The organism is Massilia sp. BAP21, assembly GCF_057801335.1.
On sequence record NZ_CM173596.1, the window covers coordinates 5,696,712 to 5,713,400 of the forward strand.

General features: G+C 67.0%; 14 protein-coding genes. 5 read left to right on the top strand and 9 right to left on the bottom strand.

The window, feature by feature from the left end; translation table 11 throughout:
- Positions 1-33: 33 nt before the first annotated feature.
- Entirely contained in the window at positions 34-1,665 is a 1,632-nt protein-coding gene (locus tag ACWYRN_RS24805) for a Na+/H+ antiporter (protein WP_488690444.1), read from the top strand.
- A gap of 166 nt (positions 1,666-1,831) precedes the next feature.
- Here the strand turns inward: ACWYRN_RS24805 and ACWYRN_RS24810 are convergent, their stop codons facing one another.
- Entirely contained in the window at positions 1,832-3,079 is a 1,248-nt protein-coding gene (locus ACWYRN_RS24810) for a type II toxin-antitoxin system HipA family toxin (RefSeq protein ID WP_488690445.1), read from the bottom strand.
- Complete coding sequence (locus ACWYRN_RS24815; RefSeq protein ID WP_488690446.1) at positions 3,063-3,392, bottom strand: helix-turn-helix domain-containing protein; 330 nt, start codon at positions 3,390-3,392, stop codon at positions 3,063-3,065. The genes ACWYRN_RS24810 and ACWYRN_RS24815 overlap by 17 nt, the downstream gene beginning before the upstream one ends.
- A gap of 280 nt (positions 3,393-3,672) precedes the next feature.
- On the opposite strand from ACWYRN_RS24815, the gene ACWYRN_RS24820 reads away from it, so the two are divergent.
- Positions 3,673-4,803, top strand: a complete 1,131-nt coding sequence (locus tag ACWYRN_RS24820) for a DNA topoisomerase IB (protein WP_488690447.1) — start codon at positions 3,673-3,675, stop codon at positions 4,801-4,803.
- A gap of 24 nt (positions 4,804-4,827) precedes the next feature.
- Positions 4,828-5,913 carry an L-dopachrome tautomerase-related protein gene (locus ACWYRN_RS24825; protein WP_488690448.1) on the top strand — a complete coding sequence of 362 codons (1,086 nt, stop codon included), beginning with the start codon at positions 4,828-4,830 and terminating at the stop codon, positions 5,911-5,913.
- On the opposite strand, the gene ACWYRN_RS24830 is transcribed toward ACWYRN_RS24825, so the two are convergent.
- On the bottom strand, positions 5,914-6,378 hold the full coding sequence (locus ACWYRN_RS24830) for a DUF4019 domain-containing protein (protein ID WP_488690449.1): 465 nt from the start codon (positions 6,376-6,378) through the stop codon (positions 5,914-5,916). It abuts the gene before it with no gap.
- Between the two features lie 149 nt (positions 6,379-6,527).
- Between ACWYRN_RS24830 and ppk1 the strand changes: the two genes are divergently transcribed.
- Complete coding sequence (gene ppk1, locus ACWYRN_RS24835; RefSeq protein ID WP_488690450.1) at positions 6,528-8,705, top strand: polyphosphate kinase 1; 2,178 nt, start codon at positions 6,528-6,530, stop codon at positions 8,703-8,705.
- Positions 8,656-9,123 carry a SixA phosphatase family protein gene (locus ACWYRN_RS24840; protein WP_488690451.1) on the top strand — a complete coding sequence of 156 codons (468 nt, stop codon included), beginning with the start codon at positions 8,656-8,658 and terminating at the stop codon, positions 9,121-9,123. Before ppk1 ends, ACWYRN_RS24840 begins: the two co-directional genes overlap by 50 nt.
- A 152-nt stretch (positions 9,124-9,275) precedes the next feature.
- Here ACWYRN_RS24840 and ACWYRN_RS24845 read toward each other — a convergent pair whose 3' ends face one another.
- The 6 genes from ACWYRN_RS24845 to ACWYRN_RS24870 form a co-directional block, all read right to left on the bottom strand.
- Positions 9,276-10,727 carry a Ppx/GppA phosphatase family protein gene (locus tag ACWYRN_RS24845; protein WP_488690452.1) on the bottom strand — a complete coding sequence of 484 codons (1,452 nt, stop codon included), beginning with the start codon at positions 10,725-10,727 and terminating at the stop codon, positions 9,276-9,278.
- A 99-nt stretch (positions 10,728-10,826) separates the two neighbouring features.
- Positions 10,827-13,505 carry a bifunctional diguanylate cyclase/phosphodiesterase gene (locus ACWYRN_RS24850; RefSeq protein WP_488690453.1) on the bottom strand — a complete coding sequence of 893 codons (2,679 nt, stop codon included), beginning with the start codon at positions 13,503-13,505 and terminating at the stop codon, positions 10,827-10,829.
- 269 nt (positions 13,506-13,774) lie between these two features.
- Positions 13,775-14,341: a hypothetical protein gene (locus tag ACWYRN_RS24855; protein ID WP_488690454.1), complete on the bottom strand. Its 567-nt coding sequence runs from the start codon at positions 14,339-14,341 to the stop codon at positions 13,775-13,777.
- Entirely contained in the window at positions 14,338-15,543 is a 1,206-nt protein-coding gene (pncB, locus tag ACWYRN_RS24860) for a nicotinate phosphoribosyltransferase (RefSeq protein WP_229436757.1), read from the bottom strand. Before pncB ends, ACWYRN_RS24855 begins: the two co-directional genes overlap by 4 nt.
- 18 nt (positions 15,544-15,561) lie before the next feature.
- Positions 15,562-16,050, bottom strand: coding sequence for an SET domain-containing protein (locus tag ACWYRN_RS24865; RefSeq protein ID WP_488690455.1), 489 nt, complete (start codon positions 16,048-16,050; stop codon positions 15,562-15,564).
- Positions 16,051-16,210: 160 nt separating this feature from the next.
- A complete protein-coding gene (locus tag ACWYRN_RS24870; RefSeq protein WP_488690456.1) occupies positions 16,211-16,684 on the bottom strand; it encodes an AtaL-like protein in 474 nt (157 codons plus the stop codon).
- Between the last annotated feature and the right edge of the window lie 5 nt (positions 16,685-16,689).

Sequence of the window (16,689 nt, forward strand, 5' to 3'; positions counted from 1 at the left end):
TATCATGGAGGCTCGACGTAACAGGGAGACTCGATGGAATCGGTAAGTGTGGTGCTGGCAATGCTGCTGGCGGTAATCGGCAGCGGCTACCTGGTACGCATGCTGCCTTTCGGCGTGCCCCTGCCGCTGGTGCAGATCGCCCTGGGGGCCGTCATTTCCGGCGTGTTCGGGCATGGCGTGACGCTCGATCCCGAGATGTTCTTCCTGTTGTTCCTGCCGCCGCTCCTGTTCCTGGACGGCTGGCGCATCCCGAAGGTGGGCCTGTTCCGCGACAAGGGCACCATCCTCGAACTGGCCCTGGGCCTGGTGATCTTCACCGTGGTCGGCGCCGGCTTCCTGATCCACTGGCTGGTGCCGTCGATGCCGCTGCCGGTGGCCTTTGCCCTGGCCGCCATCGTGGCGCCGACCGACCCGGTGGCGGTGTCCGCGATCACCTCGCGCATCCACGTGCCGCACCGCCTGATGCACATCCTGGAGGGCGAATCGCTGCTGAACGACGCCAGCGGCCTGGTCTGCTTCCGCTTCGCCGTGGCTGCCGCCATGACCGGCGCCTTTTCGCTGGCCAACGCCTCGCTCACCTTCCTGTGGGTGGCGCTGGCCGGCATCGCGATCGGCGTGGCGATCACGGTGGCCGTCTCGTTCGTGCAGCGCGTGATCGGCCAGCGCTTCGGCGAGGAGCCCGGTTCGCCGATCCTGGTCAATCTGCTGCTGCCTTTCGGCGCCTACCTCGTGGCCGAACACATCCACGCGTCGGGCATCCTGGCCGCGGTGGCGGCCGGCATCACCATGAGTTACGTGGAACTGTCGGGCCGCGCCCTGGCCACCACCCGCGTGCGCCGCGCCGTGGTCTGGGACACGGTGCAGTTTTCCCTGAACGGCGGCATGTTCGTGCTGCTCGGCGAGCAGCTGCCCGAGATCATCGAGCGCGCCCTGCGCCAGGCCGGCCCCGACGCCGCCCTCACACCCTGGAAACTGTTCGGCATCGCCCTGCTCATCAGCCTGGCCCTGATCGTGCTGCGCCTGTTGTGGGTGTGGGTGTCGCTGCGCCTGACCCTCCTGAACGCGCGCCTGCAAGGCCAGAAAGTCTACAAGCCCAACTTCCGCCTGGTGCTGGCGACCTCGCTGGCCGGCGTGCGCGGCGCGATTACCATGGCCGGCGTGATGACGCTGCCGCTGGCGCTGCCCAGCGGCGCCGCCTTCCCGGCGCGCGACCTGGCGATCTTCTTCGCCAGCGCGGTGATCATCGTCTCGCTGATCGTGGCCAGCATCGGCCTGCCGCGCGTGCTGCGCGGGCTGGAATTGCCGGAAGAGTCGACCGAGGAAGCGCAGGAAGACCTGGCACGCCACAACGCGGCGGTGGCGGCGATTGCGGCGATCGAACGCGTCGGCCATACCCACCTGGGCGACAGCGAGCACGCCGACGTGCACGCCAGCGCGGTCGACCACGTGCGCGGCATCTACGAACACCGCCTGGGGACCGGATTGGCCGCGAACGAGCCCGCGCGCATCCGCGTTGCGGAGCAGGCCGAGCGCGAGTACCGGCTGGCGGCGCTGCAGGCCGAGCGCGAGGCAATCCTGGCGCTTACGCACCAGCGCAAGGTGTCGGACGATATCGCAAGGAAGGTGCTGCGCGAGATCGACTTGGTGGAGGCGCGGTATCGCTAGTGAAAACAGCCGGGGTCAAGTCTGACATTCGGACGCGAGCTCGGCTGTAGTAAGCTGTTTTTCCTTGTCGATCAGCTGGACGCAGGGATCGTTTTGAAAACATGCTGCCGTTGATCGAGGTTACGGCTGAGGCCGTGTCCGAATGTCAGACCTGCCCCCCGCTGCGTCATCTCAGCAGCGCCAGGTTGTACTGCAAGCGCTCGGACAGAAGCTGGCGCCAGGCGCCATCGAGCACCTGCGCGGCTTCGTCGAAGCTGCCGCCGATCCGGTCCAGCAGCGCATCGAGCCAGGCAGCCGCTTCCTCGCGGCCACCAAAGCCGAAGCGATGCGCGTCTGCCAGCACCGCCTCGCGCGCAATGTCGAAGCGGCCGGTCGACAGCTGCATCGCCAGGTAAGCCGGCGTTTCGACCGGATTCGGCACCACGTCGAATGCCGGCGCCAGACGCCACCCTCCGTCATCGGCATCGAACACGATGGCATGGTTGCGCGGATGGTCGTCGTCGTTCCCGCAAACTGCGTTGAACACCATGCGGCCGAACAGTTCGCGCCGGTCTTGCGCCGGGGCGCCGATCCAGCGCAGTTCTTCGGCCAGGCGCGGATAGCTCCAGCGGTCGTTCGACAAGTTGCCCGGATATTCGGTCTGCAACAGGCTGGCGGCGCTGACGCACAGTGCGCGCCGTTCCCGGTTGCGGTCGAAGCGCAATACCCGTACCGCACTGCGTCCGCCTTGTCCGGGTGCAGCCGGGTGCAGGACCGTCGGCGCAAAGCGCAGGCCGCTGGCAGCGCCCCACTGCCGGGCGAAGTGCTCGAGACGCGGGATATCGGCCACATCGCTGGGGAGGCCGGGTTTCACCAGCCAGTAGCCGCCTTCTTCGTCCTGTAGCGTGGCCTTGGGACGGGCGCCGCCGACGCTGGCGGTTTCCACCAGGCGCCGGCGCAGCCGCGCGTGCACGGGCGGCTGCTGCGCATTCAGGGCAGCGAGTTCCTCGACGACCTGCTGCAGCTGCGGCAACTTGGGGATGGCCAGCGCCGCCACCGAAGGCTTAGGCCGCGTACCCACAGCCAGCGCACCCCAGCGGTCAGCATTGCTGGCCAATATCAGATAGCGCGCCATGGGCGTATTCTGGGGAAGATTGTGCTCGCGGCGCAGCAAGGCCTGGCCCCAGCCATCCGGACAGGCGTCGCGCAACACGTCGTGCAGGCCGCCATAACGCGGCGCTCCAATCTCGACGTCAGGGTGGAAGGGCAGGTTCAAGGGATCGATTGCCCAGTTGAGACCGGCGTCGACATAACTCGGGGCATACCTGAAATAGCCAGTGCCTTCCATGCCGGCCTGGTAACGCCCCACCGTGACCCAGTCACCCGTATCAGGGCGCTGGAGGTAGACAAACAAAGGTTTAGAAGTAATCAACATTTGTTTTCACTCCATCAGGGGTGCGCACTCGCCTGTTTCCAGTGTCCTGCCAGAAGACCGGGTCCAGGGCCGGAGCGGCTTTGTCGATCACACCCAGTATCAGCAGCGCCGTCATGTAGATGCCAACGCCGGCCCCAGGGTCGCCATGCTCCAGGCGACGCAACGTGGCCTGCGAAATCCCCATCCGTTCGCACAGGTCCGCTGCCTTGACGCGCTGGCGCAGACGCTGGGCATGAATACACCGGCCCCAGACATTCAGGCGTTCAGCAACCAGACTCGGCAAATCCTGATTATCAAGCAGCTTTTTCGGCATCTCCTACCCCTTATAGATAAGGCATTATAAGCAATAAAAGTAGTTCTATGATAGGCAAACCGATACGGGTATGTCTATAGATGGATTTTTAAGTTTCGTAAGACGCTATCTATGATCTAGTCGGAAAGTACTTCGAGTCATCGCCGCCAGATGCGGCGCGACTGGCCGGCATAGGCATGCCTGGTATCTCATACTGTTTTGTACAGTGCGGTCCCGAACAGTGCGCAACAGCGGAAAGCGTAAGATCGATCCCAGGCACCACTTCGGACCGGTAACGACGATGAGCACAGACCCAGCCGCAGACACCACCCTCCCCCTCGCCGACCCGCCGGCCGCTGCGAAAGCCGCCGGCCTGCGTTACGTGAGCGACAGCAAGCCCGGCATCCGCCGCGAACAGGATGGCGAGGGTTTCCGCTACCTCGACGCCAAGGGCGAGCCGGTCGAGGACGAGGCCACCCTGAAACGCATCAAGTCGCTCGTCATCCCGCCGGCCTGGACCGACGTGTGGATCTGTTCCCAGGCCAACGGCCACCTGCAAGCCACCGGCCGCGACGCGCGCGGGCGCAAGCAGTACCGCTACCACCCGAAGTGGCGCAACGTGCGCGACGAAGTGAAATACGAGCGCATGATCAACTTCGGCAAGGCCCTGCCGACGATCCGCGCCGAAGTCGACAAGGCCCTGAAGCAGCCCGGCCTGCCGCGCGAGAAAATGCTGGCGACCATCGTCTACCTACTGGAAGCGACCATGATGCGGGTCGGGAACGAGGAATACGCGCGCACCAACAAGTCCTTCGGCCTCACCACGCTGCGCAACCGCCACGTAAAGGTCGACGGCAGCGACGTCGAATTCAAGTTCCGCGGCAAAAGCGGCGTGTACCACAAGATCCACGTGCACGACCGGCGCCTGGCCCGCATCATCCGCAGCACGCGCGACCTGCCCGGCCAGGAGCTGTTCCAGTACATCGACGAGGACGGCGAGACCCACAGCATCGACTCCTCGGATGTGAACGAGTACCTGCGCACCATCACCGGCGAGGACTACACGGCCAAGGACTTCCGCACCTGGTCGGGCACGGTGCTGGCGGCGCTGGCGCTGCAGGAATTCGAGAAGTTCGATTCCGAAACCCAGGCCAAGAAGAACATCGTGCGCGCCATCGAATCGGTGGCCGAGAAGCTCGGCAACACGCCCTCGATCTGCCGCAAGTGCTACGTGCACCCGGCCGTGCTCGAGTCCTATCTCGAAGGCTCGGTCGTGGAAGCCATGCGCGAACGCACCGAGCAGCATTTGAGCGAAGACCTGCACGCGCTGCAGCCCGAGGAAGCGGCGGTACTGGCGATGCTGCAGCAGCGCCTGAAGCACGAACAGGAAAATCCATCGCCGCCGGCGCGCAGCCAGCGCAAGGCGGCTTGAGCCAATCTATCGAAAGGAACACGCATGAGCGCAAACGAGCAGGCAGATTTCAAGGCAGGCAGCTTCACCATCGAGCAAGTCGCGGCCTTCGAGCACCAGGTCACGGGTGTCTCGGTGTCCGAGGACAACCGCATTTTCGTGAACTTCCCGCGCTGGACCGAAGACACGGCAGTATCGGTGGCCGAAGTGCTGGCCGATGGCGGCGTCAAGCCCTACCCCGACGCGGAATGGAACGCGTGGCGCAATGCGAAGAAGGACGAGGTCTCGCCCGAGGACCACTGGGTCTGCGTGCAAAGCATCGTCGCCGATGGCCGCGGCAGCCTGTGGGTGCTCGATCCGGCCGCGCCGGCGCAAAGCCACATGGTGTCGGGCGGCGCCAAGCTGGTGCAGATCGACCTGGCCAGCAACAAGGCCACCCGCACCATCGCCTTTGACGAAGACATCGCCCCGCAAGGCTCCTACCTGAACGACGTGCGCTTCTCGCCCGATGGCAAATACGCCTACATCACCGATTCCGGCGTGGTCGGCGCGATCATCGTGGTCGAACTCGAAAGCGGCAAGCCGGTGCGCCTGCTCGACGGCGACGATGCCACGCAAATGAAAAAAGGCCGGAACGTGAAGGCCGACGGCGAAGTGCTGCGCCGCCCGGACGGGCGCGGCGTCGAGTTCTCGGCCGACGGCATCGAACTTTCCGGCGACGGCGCATACCTGTATTGGCAGGCGATCAAGGGCGACACCCTGTACCGCATCCCGACCGAGGTGCTGTACACGACGGGCATGGCCGGCGGCGACGTGTCGGGCAGTGTCGAGGAATACGGCCTGAACGAGGTGGCCGACGGCCTGTTGATCCCGAAGGGCACGAACGTCATGCTGTTGACGTCGGTGGAAGTCGATTCCATCCGCGCCCGCAACCTCGACGAAGGCCCGCAGGCGCCTATCCGCACGCTGGTGCAGGACGAACGCCTGCGCTGGCCGGACACCTTCTCCCAGGGTCCGGACGGCACGGTGTACGTGACCACCTCGCACATCCAGGACTCCGCCTTCTTCAAGCCGGACGCGCCGCCGGCCCTGCCGACCCAGCTCTGGAAGCTGAGTCCGAAGAAAGGCTGATCAGCGAATCAAATACGTCGTCACCTTCCAGCTGCCGTCCGGCAGGCGCATCGGGACCACGGTCTCGGTGACGCCGGCGCGGTTGGCGAAGTCGGTGGCGTACTGGATCACGACGTATTCGCCTTCCGGCACGCCGGGCAGGGTCTTGGTGAAGTTGGCCGAGGTCTGCTTGCGCGACTTCACGGCGCCCAGCGGAGCCCGAGCGTCGGTGCCGACCTTGTTCCACATGTCGCGCGTGATCGCGGACTGCATCACGGGCGCGCCCGCGTCCCAGGCTTCGGCGGCCTTGCCGGCATCCATCACGGCGAGCCAGCGGGTGGCAGCATCAAGAGCGGGGGCGATCTGCGGTGCCTGGGCAGCGGCTGGGGACGCAGCAGCCGCAGCCTCCTGCGCATGCAGGGCGGGCGTGGCGAAGGTGGCAGCCGCGGCGGCGGCGGAAAACACGATTGCGGCGATGGCTTTCAAGTCGTTCTCCTTTGGTTGGGGCTTGCAGGATGTGCAAGCACGAGAATAACAGAAGCCCCGCCCTGCTCTGCCAATATGCAGGGCAGCGGTAACGATGCTGTCATATTTGCTACCTAGACTGGCATCTTCGAATCACTCCGTGGCCCCGCATGGACAAGAAGGTGCAACCCGAATCGCCGCCCCAGCCAACCCTGGACGATGGCGCCCCATTCCTGAACCGCGAACTGTCGCTGCTCGAATTCAACCGCCGCGTGCTGGCGCAAGCCGAGGACGAGCGCGTGCCGCTGCTGGAACGCCTGCGCTTCCTGTGCATCGTCAGCAGCAACCTCGACGAGTTCTTCGAGGTGCGCGTGGCCAGCCTGCTGGCGGCCCAGCAGCTCGAAGGCGGCCCGGACGGCGTGGCCGATAACCTCGACGTGACGCTCGGCCGCGCCAGCGACGAATGCCGGCGCCTGATCGCGCGCCAGTACGGCCTGCTGAACGACACCATCCTGCCGCGCCTGTCCGAGCAAGGCATCCGCCTTCTGCGCCGCAGCGACCGCAACGCCGCCCAGCGCGCCTGGGTCAAGCAGTACTTCGACCGCGAAGTGCGCCCCCTGCTCACGCCCGTCGGGCTGGACCCGGCCCACCCCTTCCCGCGCGTGATCAACAAGAGCCTGAACTTCATCGTCGAACTGTCGGGCAAGGACGCCTTCGGGCGCGGCACGGGGATTGCCATCATGAAGGCGCCGCGCGTGCTGCCGCGCGTGATCCGCCTGCCCGACGAACTGTCTGACACGCCGGGCGCGGCCTACTGCCTGCTGTCGTCGGTGATCCAGGCCCACCTGCCGGACCTGTTCACGGGCCGCGAAGTGGTGGCCTGCTCGCAGTTCCGCGTCACCCGCAACAGCGATCTGTGGGTGGACGAGGAGGAAGTGAAAAACCTGCGCCAGGCCCTGCAGAGCGAACTGCACAGCCGCCAGTACGGCTTTGCCGTGCGCCTGGAAGTGGGCCGCAACTGCCCTGCGCATTTGTCGGACTTCCTGCTGGAGCAGTTCTGCATCGACCGTACGCGCCTGTTCCAGGTCGACGGCCCGGTGAACATGAGCCGCCTGCAGGAGATCGCCAACAACGACGGCCGGCCCGACCTGAAGTTCCCGCACTTCGCGGCCAGCTACCCGGTGCGCCTGGCGAACCACGACATGTTCGCGTCGCTGGCGCGCCAGGACCTGCTGCTGCACCATCCTTTCCAGTCCTTCCAGCCGGTGATCGACTTCATCGGGGCCGCCGCCAGCGACCCGGCGGTGGTGGCAATCAAGCAGACCATCTACCGCGCTGGCATGCACTCGGACCTGATGGAAGCCCTGATCGGCGCCGCCCGCCGCGGCAAGGAAGTCACCGTCATCGTCGAGCTGATGGCGCGCTTCGACGAGGAAGCCAACATCAACTGGGCCGAGCGCCTGGAAAACGCCGGCGCCCAGGTCGTGTACGGCGTGGTCGGCCTGAAGACCCACGCCAAGATGGCCCTGGTGCTGCGCCGCGAGCCGGCCGGCCTGCGCCGCTACGCCCACCTCGGCACCGGCAACTATAACCCGACCACGGCGCGTTTTTATACCGACTTCGGCTTGCTGACGGCGGATGCCAACCTGACCGCCGACGTGAACGAGGTCTTCATCCACCTCACCAGCCTGACGCGTCCCAAGCAACTGGCCAGCATCTGGCTGGCGCCGTTCTCGCTGCAGAAGGACATCGTGCGCGCGATCCGCAACGAGGCGGGCATCGCGCGCGAAGGCAAGCCGGCGCGCATCATCGCCAAGATGAATTCGCTGACCGACGAAACCGTGATCCGCGCGCTGTACGACGCCTCGAACGACGGCGTGCGCATCGAGCTGATCGTGCGCGGCGCCTGCGCGCTGCGCCCGGGCGTGAAGGGGCTGTCCGAGAACATCAAGGTGCGCTCGATCGTCGGGCGCTTCCTGGAGCACACCCGGGTCTATTACTTCCGCAACAACCTGAAGCACGATGTGTACCTGAGCAGCGCGGACTGGATGAACCGCAACCTGCTGCGGCGCGTCGAGGTGGCCTTCCCGGTGCAGTCGCCGGCACTGAAGAAGCGCGTGCTGCGCGAGGGCCTGCACCCCTACCTGAAGGACAACGTCACGGCCTGGGAGCTGGGCAGCGACGGCCACTACCGGCGCCGCAAGCCGCGCGCCGGCCAGGCGCCGTGCAGCGCGCAGCAGGTGCTGATGGACATGCTGGGCGCAGCCGCGCCGGGCGAACCCGACAAGGAAAGCAGACATGGAACTGATCCTGTGGCGCCACGCCGAAGCCGAACCCGGCGAACCTGACGCGCAGCGCGCGCTGACCGCCAAGGGCATCCGCCACGCGGCGCGCATGGGGGCCTGGCTGGACCGCCAGCTGCCGGAGGGCTGCCGCATCTTCGTCAGCCCCACGGTGCGCTGCGTGCAGACGGCCGATGGCCTGGGGCGGCGCTACACGATCCACGAGGCGCTGGGGCCGGAATCGACGCCGCAGGCGATGCTGGCGGCCTGCGGGTGGCCGAACCACCGGTTTCCTGCCTTGTTGGTGGTGCACCAGCCGCAGCTGGGGGAGACGGCGGCGCTGGTCCTGGCGGGGGAAAGCCAGCCGTGGAAAATCCGAAAGGGCTCCGTATTGTGGCTGCGCGGGCCGGAGCCCGAACCGGATGGCGATCCGGCGTTCATCAAGCTCGCCGTCGGACCGGAGTTGATCGGCAAATTACGCTAGGTTTACGTAGGGTGGGCACTTGTGCCCACGCTGTCTCACCCTACGCATGTGGGATGGCGTGACAACGATTGCGCCATTCGCATCAAACGGTTTTTTCAAACGGTATGGTACGCATCGGCACCATACCGCGTGGGCACAAGTGCCCACCCTACCTACACGCCGCGCAACACGAACTTGCGCCCCAACTCCTCCCACGCCAGCCGCTCGCGCTCGATCCACGCGCTCAAGGTCGGATGCCGCTCCAGCCAGTCCACCTCCACCGTCAACTCGATGCGCGGCCCCATCGCCAGCCGCACGCCGTCGAGCTCCCCGTCCACGCGGGCATGCATGCAGGCCACGGCCAGGCGCATCGCCAGCACCATGCGCGCGAACGCCGGCTCGTTCAGCGACTCCTTCACCTTGCGCAGATTGCCCTTGTGCCCCAGCACCAGCGTCGCCATCAGGCGCTGCTCGCGCGTGGTAAACCCCGGCAGATCGGCATGCTCGACGATGTAGGCGCCATGCTTGTGCGCCCCGGTATGCGACACCGCCAGCCCGACTTCGTGCAGCAGGCAGCTCCAGCTCAGGTAATCGAGGCAGCTGGCGTCCACCGCTTCCAGCTGCAGGTAGAAATGGCGGGCGATGTCGGCCGTGCGCCGTGCGCGGGCGCTGTCGGCGCCGAAGCGGCGCATGCAGTCGCCGATGGCCAGTGCGCGCCGGTCCTGGTGCTTCGAGCGCAGCTCGAGGTCGGACAGCACGCCCAGGCGCAGGCCGGCGTTGATGGCCGTGAGCTGCGTCACGCCGAATTCCTCCATCGCCCCGATCAGCACGCTCGCGCCGCCCACCACCGCCACCACGCGTTCGCGCTTCAGGCCGGGCAGCGCCACCGCGTCCACGTGGCCGAAGCCGAGCAGGCGTTCGCGCAGCGCGTACAGGCTGGGCAGCGAGAGCAGGCCGTCGCCGAGGCCGCTCCTGGCGATCGTGTCGGCGATCGCGCGCATCGTGCCAGACGAACCGTAGGCCGGTCCGCCGCTGTAGTCGCGGTAGTTCGGCGCCGCGTCCTCGAACACGGCGCGCGCGGCGGTGACGGCGGCGTTGAAGGCGCTGCGCCCAATGCGCCCGTCGCCGAAGAAGCGCCCGGCTTGCGGCTGGGTGCCGATGCTGAAGGATTCCACCTGCGCGATGCTGTCGCCGTGGCCAGCGATGACCTCGGTCGAGCCGCCGCCGATGTCGATCACCAGGCGCGCCTCGTGCTTATTTAACGCGCGTGCCACGCCCATGTAGATCAGGCGCCCTTCTTCCTCGCCCGAGATGATCTCGATCGGCTGGCCGATGGCCGCCTCGAAGCGCTTCAGCACCTCGGCGGCGTTGCTGGCCACGCGCAGCGTGTTCGTGCCGACCACGCGCACCGCGTCGAGCCGGTATTCGGCCAGGATGGCGGCAAAGCCCTGCAGGCTGCGCACGCCGATGCCGATCGCGGCCTCGCCCAGGCGCCCGCTGGCGTCCAGGCCGGCGGCCAGGCGCACCGGGTCGCGCGCGCTGCGCAGGATGCGGATTTCGCCGCCGGCCGGCTCGCCGACGTGCAGCCGAAAACTGTTCGATCCGAGGTCCACTGCTGCGAACATGCTGTGCTTTCCAAAGGTGATACGGGAAGTATATCGGGCAAGCGCAAGGGCGGCGCTACGCAGCGCGGCCCGGGCGCCGTTGTCGGCCCGGTTTCGATGTCAGGCGCAGGCCTCCGCCTCGGCCTCGGCAGGCAGCGCCAGGTAGCGCCCGGCGATGTCGTCGGCGCCGAGCGGACGCGAGATGAAGTAACCCTGCACCTCGTTGCAGCCCAGCTCGCGCAAGACCTGCAGCTGGGCCGCGGTCTCCACGCCTTCGGCCACCACCGCCATGCCCAGCGCATGCGCCATCGAGACGATCGCCTCGAAGAATACGCGCCCCTCGCCGCCGCCGTCGAGTTCCGCCGTAAACGCGCGGTCGACCTTCAGCACGTCCATGCGCAGCGTGCGCAACTGCGACAGCGAGGAATAGCCGGTGCCGAAGTCGTCGATGTGCAGCTTGACGCCGAGCGCGCGCAGCGCCGCCAGTTCGGCCAGGATGTCTTCGCGGTGGTCCATCATGGCGGACTCGGTGATCTCGACTTCGAGCAGCGCGGCCGGCACGCCATGGTGCTCCAGCGCCGCCGCGATGCGCCCGGCGATGCCGCCGCGCTCGAACTGGCAGGCCGAGACGTTGATCGACACCGGCACCAGCCGCGCGCCCTGGCGCCGCCAGGCGGCCAGCTGGGCGCAGGCCTGCTCGATGACGATGTCGCCGATCGGCACGATCAGGCCGCTGGCCTCGGCAAACGGAATGAATTCGCCTGGCGCCACCATGCCGTGTTCCGGATGGCGCCAGCGCAGCAGCGCTTCCATGCTGAGCAGGCGCTTCGACACCGGGTCGACGCGCGGCTGGTAGTGCAGCACGAACTGCCTGCCGGCGATCGCGTCCAGCAGTTCCTGTTTCAGTCGCGCGCGCTTCTGGATTCCGCCCGACAGCGTCTCGTCGTAGAAGCGGTGCTGGCCCTTGCCCTCGTGCTTGGCCGCGTACATGGCGATGTCGGCATGGCGGATCAGGGTGCCGGCATCGGCGCCGTCGCGCGGGAACATGGCGATGCCGATCGAGGCGCCGACGCTCGCCTGCAGTCCTTCGCCCAGCGCGAACGGGCGCGCAAAGGCGGCCACGATGCGCTCGGCCACGGCGGCCACCTGGAACTCGTCGCGCGCCGGGCGCATCAGCACCACGAATTCGTCGCCGCCGAAGCGAACGATTTCATCCCCGGGCCGCATCAGGGCGCCCAGGCGGCGCGCCGCGGCCACCAGCAGCCCGTCGCCGACGGCGTGGCCGTGGGTATCGTTGACCTGCTTGAATTCGTCGAGATCGACGAAGAGCAGCGCCAGGCCGCCTTCGCGCGCGGCGGCGTCCAGCAGGGTCGGCACATGGTTCAGCAGCCAGCTGCGGTTGCGCAGGCCGGTGAGCGAATCCTGGTTCGCCAGGCGCTCCATCTCGGTTTCGTATTTCTTGCGCTCGCTGATGTCCTGCAGGGTCACGGCCAGGCCGTCGCCGACGCGCACCAGGCGCCGCCGGCCCCAGGCGAACGCAAGGCGGGTATCGACCGGCATGCGCCGGTCTTCCTCGAAGAAGCCGGTCGACATCGCCATGCGGTAGGTGGCCACGATCTCTTCGCCCGACGCGCCGCGGTCCATGGTCGACACCGCGCGCCCGACCAGGTCGCCGCGCGTCATGCCGTAGAAGGACGCACCGCGCTCGTTGCAGTCGACGATGCGGAAGTCGACGATCTGGCCCTTGCGGTCGCGCACCGGGGCGGCCATGTAGAAGCCGTCGTTGGCGCTTTCGGTGGCGGTGCGGTAGGCCAGGCGCACCGCTTCGTGCTCGCGCGCCCGGCCCGCCGCGCGCAGCGACAGCAGGCTGGCCAGGCCCGCCATCAGGGCCAGGGCCACGCTGCCGGCCACCGCGCGGTCGCGGCTTTCTTCCCAGTAGGCCTGGGCCGCGGCGCTGCCGTCGCGCTGCGACAGCGCCACCATCGCCACCACCGGATACACGGCTGAATCGCGCCAGCCCATGGCGCGCGCGATGCCGTCGGCAAAGCCTTCGCCCACCACCAGCCGCGGGCCGCCGGCGCGCGCCGCGAGGCTGCGCTGCTCCAGCACGCGCGGCCCGCCCGGCCGGCCGGTTTCGTCACCGGCCTGCTCGATCCAGAAGCGGCCGGCGGTATCGGCCATGGCCAGCAGGCCGTCGGCGCCCAGGGTCGACTGGCCGACAAAGGAAGTGAAATAGGCGGCATCGACCGCCATCACCACGATGCCGTCGAACTCCTCGTCGGCCCGGTCGAGGCGGCGCGTGAACAGCACCACTTCGCGCGTGGCGTCGAAGCCGCCCGGGGCGATGTCGACCCGCAGCGCGCTCGAATTGCTGTCGCGGTGCTGCACGAAGAAGGCGGCGTCGAGCAGTTCCTCGGGCAGGCCGTTGCGGCGCGTGCTGGAGCGCACCTTGCCGTCGGGGCCGACGATGCTGACGGCCACGAAGGCGTGGTCGGTGAACATGCCGTCGGCGCGCATGTCTTCCAGCAGGGTCTGGCGCCGGCCATGCTCCCAGCTGTGCTTGAGCTGCATGGTGATCTGGTCCATCTGCGCGATCGAGCGCGTGACGTACTGCTCGTAGGCCTGGGCGTAGGTGTCGGCTTCCTTCAGCAGCAGCAGGCGCGCGCGCTCGGCATCGCCGTCGGCGCGCAGGATGGTCACGGCCCAGAGGGCGGCGCAGCAGAGGACGGCAAGGACGGGCCAGACGATGGCCAGGATGGTGTTGGTGCGGGAGGGACTGGAAGCGGCTGGTATCTTCATGCGCGGTCAAGGGGCAGCGGGCGTTGTACCCGCTGGCCTCTCGGCCGCCATGGCGGGCAGCGCAGCTTAAGCCCGCAATGTGACCGCTTGATGACGCTTGACCAAGTCGTAGGGTGGGCCGGGCCGCGAAAGGCGGGTTCCCCGTCCACGCGGTGATCGTTTGCAGCGAGATCATCCGGCACGAAAACGCAGCTTGCACTGATCACCGCGTGGACGGCAAAGCCGTCCACCCTACGGACGAGCCAGCTGCAGGGGCGGGCCAGCCCCCGTCAGCTGCGCGGCGGCTGCATGCCCTGGAACTCGCTCACCGCCTCGCGGTACTGGCGCGATTCCTGCAAACGGTTCATGTAGCGGATCGGCCGGCGCGCCTTGCGCTCGATGGTGTAGCCGCTCAGGGTGCCGCGCGCGCCGCACTTGGCCTGGCAGGTGGCGGCGCCGGCGGCGTCGCGGTCGTCGAGCACGATCTTCCCGGGTTGCACGTTCACCTTCAGCGTGCACGGCGCCTCGCCCGCGGCCGGCATGGCCTGCTGGCGGTAGACGAAGTCCTCGCCCTCGCGCCCGGCGATGCCCCACACGCTGCAGGTGTGGCCGTTGGCGAATTCGAGGTAGGCGCGCAGGTAGACGTGGTCGGCATCCTGGCGCACGATCTCGACCACGTCCTCGGCCAGGTAACGTTCGGCCGGGCGGTCGGCGCCGGCGTTGATCGTGTTCATGAAGCGGCGTTTGTACACGCCCTCGATGCTGCCGGCGACGTCGTCCGCAGCGAATGACGCTGCGGCGGGCAGCGCCAGCAGCGCCGCGCACACAAGAGCGAACTTGGCCATCGCGCGCGTCATGGCTGGCCTCCGCGCTGCTCCGGGTGGTTGAACACCTGGCGCAGGTAGGCCAGGAAGGTCTCGTCGGTGCACTGCGACTTGCCTGGCGTGTCCGACAGCTTGGCCACCGGCTGGCCGTTGCAGCGCACCAGCTTCATGACGATGTTGATGGCTTTATAGGGCGTGTCGTTGGTGAGCTGGGTGCCGATGCCGAAGCCCAGCATGACGCGGTCGGCGAAGTGGCGGTACAGGGCCAGCGCCTTTGGCACCGTCAGTGCATCGGAAAACACCAGGCGCTTGGTGCGCGCGTCGATGCGCAGCTTGGCGTAGTGGGCCAGGGCCTTTTCGCCCCACTCCATCGGGTCGCCCGAGTCGTGGCGCAGGCCGTCGAACAGCTTGGCAAAATAGAGGTCGAAGTCGTTCAGGAAGGCGTCCATGCCGACCACGTCGGTGAGCGCTGTGCCCAGGTCGCCGCGGTATTCCTGGACCCAGTCTTCCAGCGCCGCCTTCTGGAAGTCGCGCAGGCGCACGCCGAAGGATTGGAAGGCCTGCATGTATTCGTGGGCCATGGTCCCGATCGGCACCAGGTTGTACTTGCGCGCCAGGTAGACGTTCGAGGTGCCCTTGAAGAACTGCGGCAGCTCGCGCTGCAGGGTCTCGACCACTTCGTCCTGCCACTCGCCCGAGAAGCGGCGGCGCACGCCGAAATCGAAGAAGGCGAAGTTGTTGGCGCGCTTCGGTTCGAGCTCGAAGGCGCGGAACTGCTCGATCTTCTCGGCCAGGCGCACGCGCGCTTCGCGCAGTGCATGTTCCTTGTCGAAGCGGCGGAAGTACAGCTCGTTGACGATGTAGAGCACGTAGATCTCGAAGCCCATCACGTGCACCACCGGGCCGACGGCGCGGATGCGCAGGTGCGGGCCGTCGGTTTCCACGGTGATGAACTTGCGCTGGAAGCGGAACACCGTGAGGAAGTCGGCGAAGTCGCTTTTAATGAAGCGCAGGCTGCGCAGGTAGCTGATCTCGTCCTCGCTGAACAGCATCTCGCACAGGTGGTCGAGTTCGCGCTCGACTTCTTCCTTCAATTCGGCCAGCGGATAGGCCGGCTCGTTACGGCAGCGGAATTCGTATTCGCCGTGGGCGTTCGGATGCCGGTGCAGCAGCGCCTGCCACATGGTGAATTTGTACAGGTCGGTTTCGAGCAGGCTGCGAACGATGGGCTTCATGGGTGCGATCCTTGGACTTCAGGTTTTCTTTTTTTGTCGGCGCTTCGGCGCCAGCATGGTGCCGCTGCAACCGGGTGTGCCGCAGCGGCATTCGAATTTCTTCTTCAGGGCCGGCGTGTGGCGCTCGTCGTAGATGAGGGCGTAATTGTAATTCAGTTCCTGCCCGGGCTCGATGGGATGCAGCGCATGGATGTAGACGCGGCCGTCTTCCTCATAGGCTTCGCAGTTCGGGCTGCAGGCATGGTTGATCCAGCGCGCCTCGTTGCCGCGCCGTCCGCCGTCGATCACGCGGCCGTCGGCCAGGCTGAAATAAAAGGTGTGGTTCACCGGGCCGCCGGCTTTCGCGGCGCGCTCGGTGGCTTCATCCCAGCTGATGCGCTCGCCTTTGTATTCGACGATGCGCTCGCCGGGCTCGATGTGGCGGCGGGCGAAGACGCCGTTGCCGTGGATGGGGGACTGCTTCACTTCATAGGCTGGATCGGCCTTGGCTGCGGATGTGGTCGGCATGAGGGATTCGAAAGTGAGACGGCGTCGTGTTCAACGGGCATTGTTACCATTATTGTACGTTTTTCCGTTTGACGCCGCACATTCGCTCGCATGCCGTACCTTGTCATTACCTGGAATGTCATCGCCGCCGTGCCACCCATGGCCGGCGCCGGGCACGACGTCAGAGCCGGCCTGCCGCCAGCAACTCGCGGGTACGCTTCAGGGTCGACAGCAAGGCGGCCCAATAACCCTGCTCGCTGTCCATCATCGCCTGCTCCGCCTGTTCCTCCGCGCTGCCCGGCGCCTTGCCGCGCAGGCCGAGGTAGCAGTAAAACCGCAGTTGCAGCACGCCGTCGGCATCGTCGAACAGCTCGTTGACGATCACGCCTTCGCGTGGGCCGCTGGCCTGGAAAAAGGAGACCTTCGTCGCGTACTCGAAGGCGATGATCTCGCGCAGGTCCTTGCCGCCGATGGTGGCTTCGCGCACGATGTGGTCCTTGCCTTCTTCGACGACCTCGCAGCGCGTGCACAGGCCGGGCGGCAGGAACAGCCTGGCGTCGCGCGCTTTCAGGACCAGGCCGGCCCAGGCCTGGGCACGGGTCAGCGGGAGTTCGTTTTCCGGGTTGACCGGAACGGTGGCGGTCGAATAGATCATGATGG